This window comes from Parabacteroides caecihominis (assembly GCF_023656785.1).
In the GTDB taxonomy this organism is placed as follows: Bacteria; Bacteroidota; Bacteroidia; order Bacteroidales; family Tannerellaceae; genus Parabacteroides; species Parabacteroides segnis.
In genome coordinates, this window is record NZ_JAMOKS010000004.1 from 169,988 (window position 1) to 185,296 (window position 15,309).

A 15,309-nucleotide genomic window follows, 5' to 3' on the forward strand; every position below is an offset into this window, starting at 1 on the left:
TAGACTGCAACATGTTAATAGATGTTGCAGTCTACGAAATATTCGTATTTTCCAGTATATCAAATCCAAATAAACTTGTACATTGCCGGCATCAACTATAAATCAAGTTATCCATGAGAACAGCAAGTCTATTATTATTGGTATTTTTTTTAACCGTTTTTTCCGCTTATGGACAAAAAACATGTACAATCGAAGGTGATATCCAGAACATGCCGGACAGTATTACTCTCAGTTGTGCGGAAATGAAAGGAAATACAGCCAGAATGCAGGTCGATGACTTTTTTACAATGGCAAATGGTAAATTCAAAATTACCAGGGAGGTCGACACTATTACCAAAATGTTTCTCACTGTTAACCGCACCGGCTATCAGTTTTGGGTAAAACCGGGAGCTAACATTAAAATTACCGGAAAAGCTCCTTATGTACAAACCTGGAGAGCAGAAAGCGATATTCCAATCCCGGAACAGATAGAATTAAACCGTTTCAGAGAAGCGACTCAAAAAGAGGCAATGCAAATTCATGATTTGACAGCCGAAGCCATGAAAATACTTGCTAATGCTGATGGCAAAAATCCGAATCCCCGGCAGCAGTTCGATTCATTGCGCCTAAAGATAAATAGTATCCATGATGAAGTCATCCTATACAAAGAATTACAACTAATGTTGAAAAATCCCATAACACTTGCAGGACTGGAAGAATTAAGAAATGCAGCCAAATGCTACAAAGAAGGGAAGTTTAACAAACTTGTTTCAATGTCGGACAACTCCATGAGCTTGGCAGGACTGAACAATTTAAAAGAGACTGAAAGGTCTAAAGTCCGGACTTTCATTATTACCGTATATAGCAAACTGACTGATGAACAGAAACAATCTCAATTAGGACAGGAAATAATATCCTTGTTATCTATTTCGTCAACAGTAAAGACAGGAGATAAAATCTATGATGCCGAATTAAAAGATGTTGAAGGCAAAACCCACCACCTCTCCGATTATCGAGGAAGTTATATTCTTCTTGATTTCTGGAGCCGGGCTTGCGGTCCCTGTGTCGCAGCGTTACCCGAATTAGAAAAAATAGCAGAACAATACAAAGGAAAAGTGATCGTAATCAGTGTATCTGTAGATCCTGTATCCGTCTGGAAAGAAGAAGTTGCTAAAAGTCCCGTTAGCAATTACTGGCTTCAATTGTCTGATGGATTAGGCTCGAGCGGTATAGCAGCACACTACGGAGTAAAATCCCTTCCTACATTTGTTTATATATCGCCGGAAGGTCTTATCCTGAAAATCAAAGAAGGATATAGGGAAGATGATCTTCTGGAAGAATTCAATAGTTTTATAAAAGACTAACAATCTAAATTAATAAACGTATGAAACACATTATCAGTTCATTCATTCTATTCCTCTGTTGCACAGGTTTGCAAGCTCAGGATCGCGTAGTGGAGCAACCGGCTTTTGAAGTACGCAACACCAATACGCTCGAATTTCAGAAAATTATTCTGAACGATACAGCCACCATCATGTATGTCGATGCTTATTACCGACCCAAATATTGGATCAAGATCGTTGATGAAACGACGTTGGAAGCCAATGGTAAAAGTTACCGGATCAAAGCCGGCGACGGTATCACGCTTAATGAGGAATTCTGGATGCCGGAATCAGGTACGGCCTCTTTCCGTTTGATTTTCCCTCCCCTTCCGAAGGATACAAAGACAATCGATTTTATCGAAGGTAACGACAAAGGAGCTTTCAAGATCTGGGGTATACGATTGGATGGAAAGACACCCACAGTAGACTTTCCCAACGTAAAGAAACCGGAGAAAGCGCCTGTCCTGGAAAAGCCGGAACTGAAATCGGGTATTGCCACACTAAACGGTAAATTTATTGGCTACAAACCGGGGATGGATGAAGAACTGCCTATATGGGTATTCAATATTCTCACAGCCGGTGCAGACCAGAACACTATAAATGTTAAACCCGATGGAAGTTTTAAACTGGAAATTCCATTGTTACATATTTCAAATGTGGTATTATCCGGAAACTCTGTTGTTCATACCCGTTTCTATATAAAACCGGGAGAAACAACTTCTGTTGAAATTAATATGCCGGAAATTTGTCGTGCACAATCCAAGATACAATCTTCCAAGCCTTCATTAGGAAACAAGTTCTATTTCACCGGAGCATTGGCAGATATAAACAACGACCTCGCCAATAATCCGGTTGAAGAACCCTCATTCAGTGTCAGAAGTCAGGAAGAATATGATCAGATGATGAAAGACATCAGTACAATGACGGTTGATCAATATAAAGCATATTGGACTGAAAAATATCAGAAAGCCGTCGATCAGCTAAATCAACTGACAGGAATCAGCGATGCACATCGTCAATTGATTGCCATGAAACTAAAGCATGAACTGGCTGATCAATTGCTTGGTTACAGAGCAATTGAATATGCTTACCGGCAAACGAACAAAATCCCTAAAGATTCTGTTCTGGCCAATTATGTAAAGCCGATTGCTACCCAGGATTATTTCAATTTCTTGCCGGAACTGTTGTCCAATGATCCTTACTTTATTTATAATGGTAATGCGGCTTATTTACTAAGAAGCCTTCAGTTTACTAACTTTACCGGAAAAGAGATCAAACTAGAGAAAGACGAAAAATTCCCAGACAATACAGCTGATATTGCCCGGATTATGGGAACCGATAAAGGATTTCTTTTCGATATGTTAGCCGCACAAAAACTGGCAGCTTCTATCAGCGAGTTCCGTCCTTTAGATGAACAAGAGTTGGCAAAGGCCAATACATTGAATCCGGCACTCAAAGAGGAACTTATCAAAATGAATGACAAACTGAAACTGACGATAGAGGAAAACAAAAAGAAATCCGGCTATACCGTCAACCGTGTGAACATTGCGGATATCCCATCCGAAGAACTATTCAATGCAATCACAACACCTTACCGCGGCAAAGTTGTCTTCGTTGACTTTTGGGCAACCTGGTGCGGCCCCTGCCGGATGGCAATGAAAGAGACAGAACCGGTAAAGAAAGAATATGAAGGAAAAGACATCGTATTCCTCTACCTGGCAGCCGAAAACTCTCCGAAAGGAACCTGGGAGCAAATGATCCCGGACATCAAAGGTGAACACTACCGTGTTACTGCCGAACAATGGGAATACTGGGGAAAGAAATTCGGAATCAATGGTGTCCCTTCTTACATGGTAGTGGCAAAAGACGGTACTCCGGTTCACTTCCAGGTCGGTTTCATGGGAGTGGATAAGATGAAAGAGATGATCGATAAAGAACTGGCTAAATAAGAAAATCCGGAATATACTATTTATAAGGGCGGAGATCAGGTAATGGTCTCCGCTTTTTTTTGCAGTAAAATCAAAAAGTCGTAATATTGCATTCACAAACATAACATATATAATGGTCGGCATGAGATATTTCAAACAGTGGGTACTTTTTATTTGTCTGAGTGTTTATTGCAACGCTTCCGCACAGGAAGTAAAAAAAGCGATGACATTCGACGAAATGGTTAGCTGGAAACGCATCACAGAACAAAAAATCTCCCACGACGGGAAATGGGTAGCCTGTAAGATGGAACCCTGGCGGGGAGATGCCAGTATTTTCGTGTACAATGCCAAAGGAGAAATGACAGCTTCTTTCCTTCCGGCTACACAGGCTGAATTTTCTGCATCTTCCGGTTACCTGCTGGTTACCAGGAAGCCGGAAATTGAAAAAGTAGAAGCCCTGAAATTGAAAAAGACAAAAAAAGAAGATATGCCGTTGGATGAACTCGTCATCTTCAATCTCTCAGACAAAAAAGAGACGATAGACTCCCTGAAATCATATAAACTTTCTGAGAGTGCAGACTGGATTGCCTATAAGAGAGAGAGTAAATCAGATACTGTACTCCATGTACGTTCGCTGGACGGAGCAAAAGAGGTACAGTTTGCCGATGTCAAGGAGTTCGGGTTCGCTAAAAAAGAAAACATTCTATATTATACGACAGATTCCACCTTGTCCACATTTACCCCGGAGAAAGGGCATACCGTCATTTTCGAAGGTAAAGGTGTAATTAAAAAAGCGACATTCAATAAAACCGGCGACAAAATAGCATTCCTGTATTGTCCGGATAAAGACTCAACCGATACGCAATTTTCACTTTATCTGGCTGAAAATAATACCCGGGCCCGCATCGTTGCCGATAAGGAACAAAACTTTATACCCAAAGGCTGGGTGATCAGCGAGAACGGTGATATCCGTTTTTCTGATAACTCCGAACATATTTTCTTCGGAACAGCACCGGCTCCCATGCAAAAAGATACTACCGTACTGGCAGAAAATCGTCCCGACGTACAAATCTGGAAATGGGATGAGGGTGTACAATATACTCAACAAGTATATAATAAAGAAAAAGACCTGAAAAAAACTTACACTGCCGTTTATAACATTTCCGACAACACCCTCTTCCAACTGGCAGACAAGGAAATCCCTCATTTGATCACTGCCGATGAAGGTAATGCTACGACCGCCCTGTTATCGACAAACCAACCCTATGCAACGGAACAGATGTGGGAAGGCAGAAGCCGTTATGATATCTATACAGTTAATCTTCAAACCGGAGAACGCCGGCAAATAAAAAAAGCAAGCAACAGCAATATGCAACTTTCCCCCAAAGGGACATATGCTTATTGGTAGTGTGTGCAAGACAGTTCCTGGTATACCTATTCCCTGACAAACGGAAAAGAATACCGTCTGACAACTCCCACTACTTTTGCCGCCTGGGATGAAGACAATGACGTCCCGGACTATCCCTCACCTCACGGTTTGGCCGGATGGACTGCTGATGATCGCAACCTCCTGATATACGACCGTTATGATATCTGGAAGTTTGATCCTACAGCAGAAGTCGCTCCTGTAAACCTGACAGTAAACGGACGAAAGGAACAACTTTCATATCGATTGATCAGATTGGATAAAGAAGAAAAATTCATTGATATAACAAAGTCACAGTTATTACAAGTGTTCAATGAAAAGACAAAAGGTTCCGGATATTACAGTGCCCATCTCTCTGCCCCCAAAGCGCCGAAAGCCCTGCTGACCGGAAACTTCATGCTGAAAACACCTGTCAAAGCGAAATATTCGGATGCAGTGATCTATACCTCTGAAACATTTGAGCAATATCCGAATATAAGGCTTTCTGACCTTAGTTTCAAAAAGTCCATCCAGCTTACCCACGGCGAAGAACAACAAGCAAATCTGAATTGGGGAACTGCCGAACTCGTCTCCTGGATTTCTCTGGACGGAACACCTTTGGAAGGAGTTGTCTATAAACCGGAGAACTTCGACCCAAACAAAAAATATCCGGTAATCGTAAACTTCTACGAACGTAATTCGGAAACGCTCTATGCTTACCATATGCCGGAACCACATCGTTCCACGATTGATTACCATTTCTATACCAGCAATGGTTATATCATTTTTAATCCGGATGTACGTTATGTAGACGGTTATCCCGGAGAAAGTTGTTTCAACTGTGTCATGCCGGGTATTACCTCATTAATAGCCAAAGGATACGTGAATGAAAAAGCGATCGGTGCACAAGGTCACAGCTGGGGCGGATATCAGGTTGCTTATCTGGCTACCCGGACAAACCTGTTTGCCGCTATCGAATCGGGAGCTCCGGTCGTCAATATGTTCAGTGCCTACGGAGGAATCCGTTGGGGATCAGGACTGAACCGTTCTTTCCAATATGAACACGGACAAAGCCGTATCGGTGGAACTTTATGGGATTCCCCATTGCAATATATGGAAAACTCTCCGTTGTTTACCATGGATAAAGTAGAAACTCCCATCCTGATAATGCATAACGACAACGATGGTCATGTACCCTGGTATCAGGGAATAGAATATTTTGTAGCACTCAAACGTTTGCAGAAACCGGTATGGCTGCTCAATTATACCGGAGAAATTCATTGGCCGATGCGTCTGGCAAACCGGATAGATTTCCAGAAGCGTATGTATCAGTTCTTCCAGCATTACCTAAACAAGCAACCAATGCCCAAATGGATGGACGAAGGAGTCCCGGCAGTCGATCAGGAATTTGAATTAGGATACTAAGCAATACACATCTTTTATATTACAAAGATATAATGATTCAGAAATTCTTTATATCTTTGTAATATAGATATATGAACGAAATGAAAACAACAGGAAACATATCAAGCATACAAGTAGATATTCCGCAGTCGGAAGTCCCTATTTTTGAGTTTCTAGCAAAAAAAATGGGATGGAAAATTCGTTCAGAAAAGAAAGACTCAGAGAAAGAAATAATAGAAAAAGAGAAAACTCTTTTTTTTACAAATTCTAAACGTTCCATGGCTAAACATATAGAGAAATATCTATCAGAATGAAAATTCATCAACGAGATATCATAGAGGTTAATTACCTTTTCCCTGATGGAACAAGTAAACCACACATGGCAATCGTCATTTCCAATGATGAACTTCAGGAAAGTGAGGATTTTTTCTATATAGCAATGATTTCATCCAAAAATTATAATCCCCAGTATACCTATTCTTTAGACAACACTATGTTAACAAAGCCCTTATCTAAAGAGAGTTATGTTATTTGTCAACTTATTGGAGGATATACGGATCGCGATGTTGTTAAGATCTGCAGCCGCATTAAAAATAGTGCATTCCAGGAAATAATAGAAAAGATTAAACAAACTATATTTTAAAACTCAAAGGCAATATGATAATGCTATTTTAATCGTGATGATTTAAGTCATGAAAAATACTTTTTGGCTACTAATTATACAATCTACACTACTTTTGTCGGCCTGTACGGGCGGACAAACAGAGTATTGGTTGGAACAGGCTGAAAATTATCTGGACAAAAAGCCGGACAGTACATTAATATTTCTGGAGAAGATAAAGAACCCTGACCAGCTGGCCGATTATCCTAAAGCGAAATACGATCTGTTTCAGACTATTGCTGGATTCCGCAAAGGTCAGGCCATACGGACAGACTCCCTGCTCACAAAAGCTATTGATATTTTCATTGCCAACAATGATTCGGCCAAAACCTCTAATGCTTGTTTCTGGAGTGGGTTTATCAATATGCAAACTGCGAACTATATGCGGGCTGACTCTTTCTTTACCCTGGGTATTCCGTTTGCGACAAATCCTGTAGTACGAACCAGATTATACGAATACAGCGGTTTTGCCCTTCTGTACAAAGGCAACGCAAAACAGGCATTGCAGCAGCATATACAGTCATTACAAGACAGTGCCTTTATCCCAGCCGCTTACCAGGCAGAAGTATTAGCAGAAATCGGACAAGCATATCGATATTCAGAACAAACCGACAGTGCAATCATCTACTACCTAAAAGCTATCCGGAAATCACTGGAAATCGAATCAAGGGAACAAACAGCCTTTTTCTATCAAAAAATAAGCGAAATTGAAAAAGAAAAGGGGAATATTAGGAACGCAACGGAAGCATTGAAAGCAAGTCAGAGTTTATGTAACACCCGGACAAGTTATCCATATCATATGCTTGCTCAAGCCCAAATATACATTGCATCCGGCGAAACCGATTCGGCAAGGGTTTACCTTCAGAAAGCAATACAAAGCACAAACACTTATGTTGCAACCCGTGCCTATCAACTATTGGCCCGGCTATATGAAAAAAACAAAACAGACGAACAAATATACTACGCCTGGAAAAACTATGAAGGAAGTTTCAGCAATATATCCGGTGATGCCGAATCCCGGATAATGACACAACGATATCAGGAAGAACTGCTTAAAAATGAAAACAACCAATTAAAACTCAAAAAGAAGCAACAAGATATCTACCTCCTTTCATTATGTCTGATATTGATTACAGCCTGCACTCTTTGGTATCTTGTTTACAGCCGTCTCCGAAAAAAGAAAATCATCGGCGAACAACAATTAAAAGAACAGGAACTAAAAAACCAGGTCGCCCAATTAGAGAAAGAACGGGAATTGATATCCTTGCGTGAAAGAGCTACGGCTTTGCGTGAACAGTTGTTCCGCCGTCTGTCCGCATCCCAAAAGATTCCTTCCCTTTCCGGAAAAGCAAAAGAAAACACAGATGATAACAAATCGAGGTTAACATCGGAAGAGATAGACGAATTGATCGAAACTGTGAATAATATTTGGTCCGGCTTTGCCGAACGACTAAAAAATACTTATCCGTTACTCCGTACAAAAGACATCGCCTTCTGTTGCCTGTTGAAAAGCGGGATCAGCACGAAAGACCTTGCCTCCATCTATTATATCACTCCTTCGGCCATCAGCCAAAAGAAAGCACGTATGAAACGGGAAAAGTTCGGAGTTGAGGATGATAACCTGTCTCTGGATGATCTTTTGAATGCGTTCTAAATGATCAAAAGAGGAAATGTCAATTCATTTTTACTACGATCAGATAGTAATCATCTATATACCTACATATTACCCCTTTCGGTATTATCTAAAATGTCAACTAACTTTCTAGTCTGTTATCAACATTTAAGGATATATTTGCATCAAACATCATTCTAAAACAGCAACATTATGAAGAAGGCAGGAAATCTTATTACTGGTTTACTTTGCTTACTATTGATAGTCTCGTGTCAAAGTGGCAATAAATCATCATTCAATAACGGATTGGAAGACTCACCCGTTGTCGGTACTTTTGTACAGGTTGGGGATAACCAGGTTCTTTCGTGCGATCAGAAATTACTGACCGACTCCATACATCTTCTACTCACTTATCTTACGGAAAAACCGGAGATCATTCATCTGGACAACCGGGATGAAGCGCTGGTCAGCGAAGGGCGTGTACTTGCTTCCGATAATTATTTATTAGCATGGAACAACAAACAAAATCCTTTCAAACTCTTCGACCGGAAAGGGAATTTCCTGACCACGATCGGAGCATACGGACAAGGACCAAATGAGTATCTGAATGTCTATGACGCCAATATAGACGAGAAAAACGACCGTATCTATATTTTACCCTGGCAAAGTGCCCAAATACTGGTCTATGACCTAAAGGGTAATCCTCAGCCTGCAATACCGCTTTGTCTGCGGGCTCCCAAAGGCACTTTCCATGTAGACGCTCAGAATTCGACAGTTGCAGTTGTTCTACTTCCTTTCCAGGGATTACCGGCAGTAGCCTGGACACAGGATTTTCATGGAAACAGGAAAGAATATATCGAACCCGGCCATCTCGCTGCACCGCAAGATTACAGTAATGAGGTCTATACATATAATAATATACCGGGTATTTTTGATGTAAATATTCTTTGTATCATGCCGACACGTGTCGACAGCCTTTACCGCTACGATTACCGTAACAACCGCCTGTCTCCAACCTTTACCTTAAATTTCAGCGAAGACCCGATTCCCTGGCACGGTTATCTCGAACTTCCGAACCATTATATGGGAGATGCTTCCTATCCGAAACAAGTATCATCTACTTCATTCGAATCTTCATCCCCCAGCTATTATATTATAGACAAAAAAACAGGTAAAGGCGCCTTTTTCCGGTTATATAATGACTATCTTGGATATACGGAAATCGACTGGCCTATTTATTCTTTTCACAACGGTTACTTTGTCCAGAATATGGAACCGGCAAATCTGAAAAACACGTTAGAAAATGCTCTAAAGTCTAACAAATTAACAGAAGAAGAAAAAGCAGAATTGACAACATTGGCTGAGTCATTACATGAAAATGATAACAATATCATCCTATTAGCCAAATTAAAACAATGAGTTATGAAAAGAAACCTGTCATATAGTCTATTTCTGGTTTTCCTTATCCTGTTTATCGGATGCAAACAGAAAGAGAAAGAAATCATATCCTCTGAAACGGAAGAAACTGCTTACCAGCCTGCCAGTCCGAAATATACAGCCAGGCATGACCATTCAACACCTGCCGCTAAAATAGATATCGAATCAGCTATTTCCACATCATCTCCTGTCCGGTTAAGCGAAGTGGCCTCAACCATCGAATATTACCAGGTAGGCGACGACAAATATCCGGTGACCGAAGTTGTCGCTGTTGAGGGTGGTTTCATTGCCCTCAATAAGCCGAAACTATACCTTTACCGGCAAGGGAAAAAACGGAAACGGGTCGGATTGAAAACAGAATATAGTAATTGGCGGGACAATGAATCGGGTAATAACCTGTTTTATGATAAAAAGACTACCCGATTATACGTACAATTAAAGAAACTGAATCAGGAAACCGGATATTCAACCAAATATATAGGAGAACTTCCTCCGTTGGACAGTGTTTTGGCCAGGGTGCATTATCTGTATCCGGACTCATTGCCAAGCCGCCGTCTTCTGAAAAACTGGGTAGAAATATTCACTCCGGAAGTGTCTGTCGACCGGTTCAATTACCCTGGGACCGGATTTGACTACGGAGTCAACACTTTCAACTTAAAGGGCGATACTCTCTGCCATTTTTATTTCGGGATCGATTCCATTGGTACTATTAAAAGCGATAACTTTTACAATTTCACACTCTTCCATACATCATATCTGTATGATAACAAACCGACATTTTCAGCAACCTATTGCGATACGGTTTACCGACTGCTGGACCAGCAGACCATTGCTCCGGTCTATGCCATCCATTTAGGCAAATACAAGGCACCGGCAACCTATGTAATTAATAGAGGAGATAAACGTAATAAAGCATGGGTGGATAATTTACGGGAAAATTCGCAAGCCGTATTCCTGAAAGTTCACAGGGAGGGTAAAAGTAACAAATCAGGATGGCTGGATAATAAAGACAAGCAGAATCAGGATTTTCCATCCGAAGATTATCTGATGGTTTATCTGAAAAATAAACGTCAGACCAAAGCATTACCACTGACAGCCCGGGGAATGATAAACGACCTGGACGGAGGCTTGCCTTTCTGGCCCGATGGTCAAACAGATGAATATATGTACATGATCCGGCCGGCCGGTGAACTGAAAAAAGGAATTAAACTAACCGGTTCCCCTAAACAGGAAACTCTTAAAAACTTCCTCAGTGATCTGCCGGACAATCAGAATGTAATGATTGTCGTCAAATAAAGATCCTGTCACCTTCCTGGTAAACTAATTGAATTAATTGGGATATACGATAATCGGTTGCCTTATTCACTCTTTTTATTAATGATAACAATATTAACCTATTAGTTAAATTAAAACAATGAGCCATGAAAAGAAACTTACCATATAATCTATTGCTGGTTTTCCTTATTCTGTTTACCGGATGCAAACAAAAAGGGAAAGAAACCATATCCTCTGTAACGGAAGAAGCCGTTTATCAACCTGCCAGTCCGAAATATACAGCCAAATATGACAAGACAAATCCAACGGAAAAAATAGATGTCGAATCGGCTATTTCCACTTCCTCCCCTGTCCTGCTAAGCGAAGTGGCATCAACCATCGAATACTACCAGGTTGGTGACGACAAATATCCGATTACGGATGTTGTTGCCGTTGAAGGAGGTTTCATTGTTCTGAACCAGCCCAAACTCTATCTTTACCGGCAAGGGAAAAAGCGAAAACGCGTAGGATTGAAAACGGAATATGATAATTGGTATCCTTTTGGAAAGAACCTGTTTTATGACAAAGCTACAACGAAACTGTATGGACAAACAAAGAAAATAAACCCGGAGACTGGATATGCCAATTGGTATATCGGAGAATTACCTCCATTAGACAGCGTACTTGCCAGAAGATATTATTTATATCCGGACTCACTCCCAACCCGTCATTTACTGACAGATCGTGCAGAGTGCTTCACTCCGGAAATGTACTACCGCCGGTTCAATTATCCCGGAAGTTCATTTATCCAGGGAGTAACCGCTTTCAATCTAAAGAATGACACACTCTGTCAGTTCCATTTCGGAATCGACTCCTTAGGGGTAGTTCCGATAAGAAGTTATTACAGTTTTACTTGCTACAACAATTTTTATCTATATGAAAACAAACCAACATTCGTTGTAAACTTCTGTGACACAGTTTACCGTTTACAAGATCATCAAACAATCTTTCCGGCATATTATGTTCATTTAGGAAGATACAGACTACCGGCTAGCAAAGCTATAAGAAGCAGTGGGTTGGAAAACAAAGCATGGATTAACGGTTTCATCGAGAATCCGAAAGGAGTATTTCTAACAATCCACAAAGAAGGTACACATAGACAATCCGGTTGGTTAGAAAAAGAGAAAAACAGCAAAGAATTTCCTTCCGAAGATTATCAGATGGTTTTCCTGAAGAAATGCCGACAAACAAAAGCGCTCCCATTGAAATCAAAGGGATTGACAAACGACCTGGATGAAGGTTTACCTTTCTGGCCTGACAGTCAAGTAGACGAATATATGTATATGATTCGTCCGGCCAGCGAACTGAAAAAAGGCATTAAACTAACTGGCTCCCCTAAACAGAAAGCACTTAAAAACTTCCTTCGCAATCTGCCAGACAATCAGAATGTAATGATTGTCGTCAAATAAATTATACCTCCTGCCAGTTCTTTTTCGATGGGACCAACAGGAGGATAGTTCTATAAACTTTTATCTTTTAAGAGGATAAATCATCAGGTAATTATTATCATTTTCGTCAATCATATTCTGTATATCAGTTAGTTTTTTCCGCATATCACTGGAAAGGTCACTCTTTTTCAATAAAGTTTCAATCTCTGTCAGTAAATTTCCCGGTTCCATATTACGGATATAATAACCGTTCGAGAATATTCCGCTAGGCCATTCTATTTCCTGATCTCCGAAATAGTCGTTATATATTTTAAAATAAGCCCCCTGACAAGTACTCTTCTCTACTATATAATGAACAGTCTCTCCCGGAGTCGAAACCGTTCCATATTCACTTTGTTGAACAACAGGAGGACCCGAAAATTGTCCAACAAAATAATCCGGCCATTCGTGGTAACCATGCCAAGGAATAGGATCCGTTTTTGAATGATTAAAGGTAAAAGTCGGACGCAACCGGTTATTCTCAATATCATAATGATATAGAGAATCTGGACGAGTCGGTTCTACACATAAAAGATTGACATCAAACACATTGTGCATATTCAAATTACATAATATCTCATTATTAAAAGTCCAGGGAACTTCCAAATGCCCGGGAGCCACTTCCTGAATATGATTCCCAGCTAAATCCTGTACCCAGACAACTGCCGAAGTTTTCGGAAAAGGTAATGTTGCCACAGTCAACGTACCCTTATCCGGATCAACATTAAACATAGCTTTCGGACAACGAACCCCAAGGGGTATGGGATCTAACGACTCACCATTTAAATTATAAACAAACAGATTCTCCGTTTGCCAAGGCATCAAATAAACACGTCCGTTCTTTTCATCTATCTGAGCATCATAGACAAATTTGTATTCACCCGGGCCTTGACCGACAGCACCTATATCCGTCAGATAATTACCCTTCCTGTCAAAAAGTTTAAAAGCAGTAGGAGGATATCCGCTATGTATCAGGATATAATTATCAGAAAGACTAACACCACATTGAGTAACCAATGCCGTATCCCTACCATCCAATTTAACGATTTCCATATCTTCTGTAAAGAAACTAAGAGGAAGACGGATCGTATCCGTCAATAACTTCTGGTCACACGACAAAACCTTGTCGTCTCCCACCTGAACATACTGACCTACAACGGGACAATCCTTCAAAAGATTCTTACGTCCAGCGTTGTTTTTATTCCCCGTAATACAAGAAACAGTGGCCAAAGTGATTAATAAACCGCCTAAAAGTTTCGAACTTGCATCCATACTGATTGGTATTTAGATTACTATATACAAATAAAGCTATTAAATCATTGGCATGCAATATTATTACTGTTTTTTCGTAAATAAACGATAAAATCGTACCCAATAGATGCAATTAAATAAATAATACCTATTTTTGAGGCAATCAATTAAAAAAACCGGTATCATGAAAACATTATATGTTCTGATTGCCACCTGTGCTGTATGTCTCGGTACACTGAGCGGCTGTAAACAAAAAGAAGGAAAGAGCACTCGTCCAATCACTCCACCTAAATATGAAGGAAAGGTCGATTATTCTGTTGTTCCTACCCATATAGATTTGGAAAGTGCCCTCGATGGCGAAAAGCAACCACTGAAGTTAAGCCAGATCGCTTCGGAAATAGATTATTATATTGTCGGAGACGGTAACTATACGGTAAAGCAAGCCATTTCCATACCTGACAGCAATGCTTTCATCACGTTCAACAACCCGCGGCTTTATTACCGGAAAATAGGAAGGCCAAGCAAACGATACGGTTTCAAGGCACTGGCCTATAAATGGAATAATGAAATGAACGGGCATAATCTGTTTTATGACAAAAAGACAACCCGCATGTATTGTGCCATGAGCGGTAAAGATGTGGAAACTAGAGGAAGCCAGGAGCCTTGCGACCCACAAATCATTGAACTGCCTCCACTTGATACGATGTTGACAATCACCCGGTATGTTTTTCCTGAAACAGTGGAAAAGAAATACACAATCAACCTGGGAAAAGATAAACTACTGGGATTCTCATCCGACGGATATATGTTGAGCCACTATGAAGACACAAGCGGCGTTCCGAACTGCATGCTGACTTTCAACCTGGCAGGCGAAACGCTCGGAAAGTTCACCTTAAAGGATAAATCGACACTTTCCAAATCGCAAACAGATAATATCCCATTCTTCCAGACATCCTATTGGAATGAGACACAAGATCAAATGACTTTTATGATACCGTTCTGTGATACCGTATTCCAGATGCGTGATCCTCAGACTGTTGCACCTTTGTACAATCTGAATCTCGGGAAATACGGCATCCTGACTGACTATGCAGAAAAACAAGAAGTTACGGACGAGAAGATATGGTTGCGTACTTTATATGAAAACTCAAAAGGTTTATTCATGGGCCTGTATCAAAAGAAAGGTCCAAAGCTCGTAAGCTGGCTGGGATTCGAATATGAGTACAAACCGACACTGAGTTATCAGGCTGTTTATATGAAAGATGAAGGTAAAACGTATGTCCTTCCGCGTAGAGGACAGGGATTTATCAACGACCTGGACGGCGGACTCACTTTCTGGCCGGACGGACAAACAGACGGTTCTCTTTATATGATCCGTACACTGACAGAAATGCGTATGAACGTAGAACGAACCGGCTCGCCTAAACAGCAAAAACTGCTGGATCTCCTTGACAACAAGAGAATACAGGAAAATCAGTATGTGATGATTGTGGTTAAATAAATAATTCT

At 40.6% G+C, this 15,309-nt stretch carries 10 protein-coding genes and 1 pseudogene; 10 read left to right on the forward strand and 1 reads right to left on the reverse strand.

Annotation, left to right across the window (positions count from 1 at the left end):
* Positions 1 to 113: 113 nt before the first annotated feature.
* The 9 genes and pseudogenes from NBH14_RS04505 to NBH14_RS04545 all read left to right on the forward strand — a co-directional run bounded on the left by NBH14_RS04505 (position 114) and on the right by NBH14_RS04545 (position 12,531).
* A complete protein-coding gene (locus tag NBH14_RS04505; protein WP_186960284.1) occupies positions 114 to 1,343 on the forward strand; it encodes a TlpA family protein disulfide reductase in 1,230 nt (409 codons plus the stop codon).
* 20 nt (positions 1,344 to 1,363) lie between these two features.
* Positions 1,364 to 3,310, forward strand: coding sequence for a TlpA family protein disulfide reductase (locus tag NBH14_RS04510; protein WP_186960285.1), 1,947 nt, complete (start codon positions 1,364 to 1,366; stop codon positions 3,308 to 3,310).
* 121 nt (positions 3,311 to 3,431) lie between these two features.
* Positions 3,432 to 6,119: pseudogene (locus NBH14_RS04515) on the forward strand (S9 family peptidase).
* A gap of 80 nt (positions 6,120 to 6,199) precedes the next feature.
* Entirely contained in the window at positions 6,200 to 6,412 is a 213-nt protein-coding gene (locus NBH14_RS04520) for a hypothetical protein (protein ID WP_128133290.1), read from the forward strand.
* The gene (locus NBH14_RS04525) at positions 6,409 to 6,741 is read left to right on the forward strand and encodes a type II toxin-antitoxin system PemK/MazF family toxin (RefSeq protein ID WP_128133291.1); all 333 of its coding nucleotides are present in this window, start codon (positions 6,409 to 6,411) and stop codon (positions 6,739 to 6,741) included. The genes NBH14_RS04520 and NBH14_RS04525 overlap by 4 nt, the downstream gene beginning before the upstream one ends.
* Positions 6,742 to 6,790: 49 nt before the next feature.
* On the forward strand, positions 6,791 to 8,413 hold the full coding sequence (locus tag NBH14_RS04530; RefSeq protein ID WP_186960286.1) for a hypothetical protein: 1,623 nt from the start codon (positions 6,791 to 6,793) through the stop codon (positions 8,411 to 8,413).
* Positions 8,414 to 8,584: 171 nt separating this feature from the next.
* Positions 8,585 to 9,790 (forward strand): DUF4934 domain-containing protein, encoded by a 1,206-nt coding sequence (locus NBH14_RS04535; protein WP_186960287.1) that lies wholly within the window; start codon positions 8,585 to 8,587, stop codon positions 9,788 to 9,790.
* A 3-nt stretch (positions 9,791 to 9,793) separates the two neighbouring features.
* Entirely contained in the window at positions 9,794 to 11,104 is a 1,311-nt protein-coding gene (locus NBH14_RS04540) for a DUF4933 domain-containing protein (protein ID WP_186960288.1), read from the forward strand.
* A gap of 125 nt (positions 11,105 to 11,229) precedes the next feature.
* Positions 11,230 to 12,531 carry a DUF4933 domain-containing protein gene (locus NBH14_RS04545; RefSeq protein ID WP_186960289.1) on the forward strand — a complete coding sequence of 434 codons (1,302 nt, stop codon included), beginning with the start codon at positions 11,230 to 11,232 and terminating at the stop codon, positions 12,529 to 12,531.
* 60 nt (positions 12,532 to 12,591) lie between these two features.
* Here the strand turns inward: NBH14_RS04545 and NBH14_RS04550 are convergent, their stop codons facing one another.
* Positions 12,592 to 13,821: a DUF4934 domain-containing protein gene (locus tag NBH14_RS04550; protein WP_250817162.1), complete on the reverse strand. Its 1,230-nt coding sequence runs from the start codon at positions 13,819 to 13,821 to the stop codon at positions 12,592 to 12,594.
* Positions 13,822 to 13,984: 163 nt separating this feature from the next.
* Between NBH14_RS04550 and NBH14_RS04555 the strand changes: the two genes are divergently transcribed.
* Positions 13,985 to 15,301 (forward strand): DUF4933 domain-containing protein, encoded by a 1,317-nt coding sequence (locus tag NBH14_RS04555; protein WP_250817164.1) that lies wholly within the window; start codon positions 13,985 to 13,987, stop codon positions 15,299 to 15,301.
* Positions 15,302 to 15,309: the final 8 nt, after the last annotated feature.

Excerpts from the sequence above, each read along its gene's own strand:
- NBH14_RS04505 (WP_186960284.1), top strand. The coding sequence starts at position 114 with ATGAGAACAGCAAGTCTATTATTATTGGTATTTTTTTTAACCGTTTTT.
- NBH14_RS04510 (WP_186960285.1), top strand. The coding sequence starts at position 1,364 with ATGAAACACATTATCAGTTCATTCATTCTATTCCTCTGTTGCACAGGT.
- NBH14_RS04520 (WP_128133290.1), top strand. The coding sequence starts at position 6,200 with ATGAAAACAACAGGAAACATATCAAGCATACAAGTAGATATTCCGCAG.
- NBH14_RS04525 (WP_128133291.1), top strand. The coding sequence starts at position 6,409 with ATGAAAATTCATCAACGAGATATCATAGAGGTTAATTACCTTTTCCCT.
- NBH14_RS04530 (WP_186960286.1), top strand. The coding sequence starts at position 6,791 with ATGAAAAATACTTTTTGGCTACTAATTATACAATCTACACTACTTTTG.
- NBH14_RS04535 (WP_186960287.1), top strand. The coding sequence starts at position 8,585 with ATGAAGAAGGCAGGAAATCTTATTACTGGTTTACTTTGCTTACTATTG.
- NBH14_RS04540 (WP_186960288.1), top strand. The coding sequence starts at position 9,794 with ATGAAAAGAAACCTGTCATATAGTCTATTTCTGGTTTTCCTTATCCTG.
- NBH14_RS04545 (WP_186960289.1), top strand. The coding sequence starts at position 11,230 with ATGAAAAGAAACTTACCATATAATCTATTGCTGGTTTTCCTTATTCTG.
- NBH14_RS04550 (WP_250817162.1), bottom strand. The coding sequence starts at position 13,821 with ATGGATGCAAGTTCGAAACTTTTAGGCGGTTTATTAATCACTTTGGCC.
- NBH14_RS04555 (WP_250817164.1), top strand. The coding sequence starts at position 13,985 with ATGAAAACATTATATGTTCTGATTGCCACCTGTGCTGTATGTCTCGGT.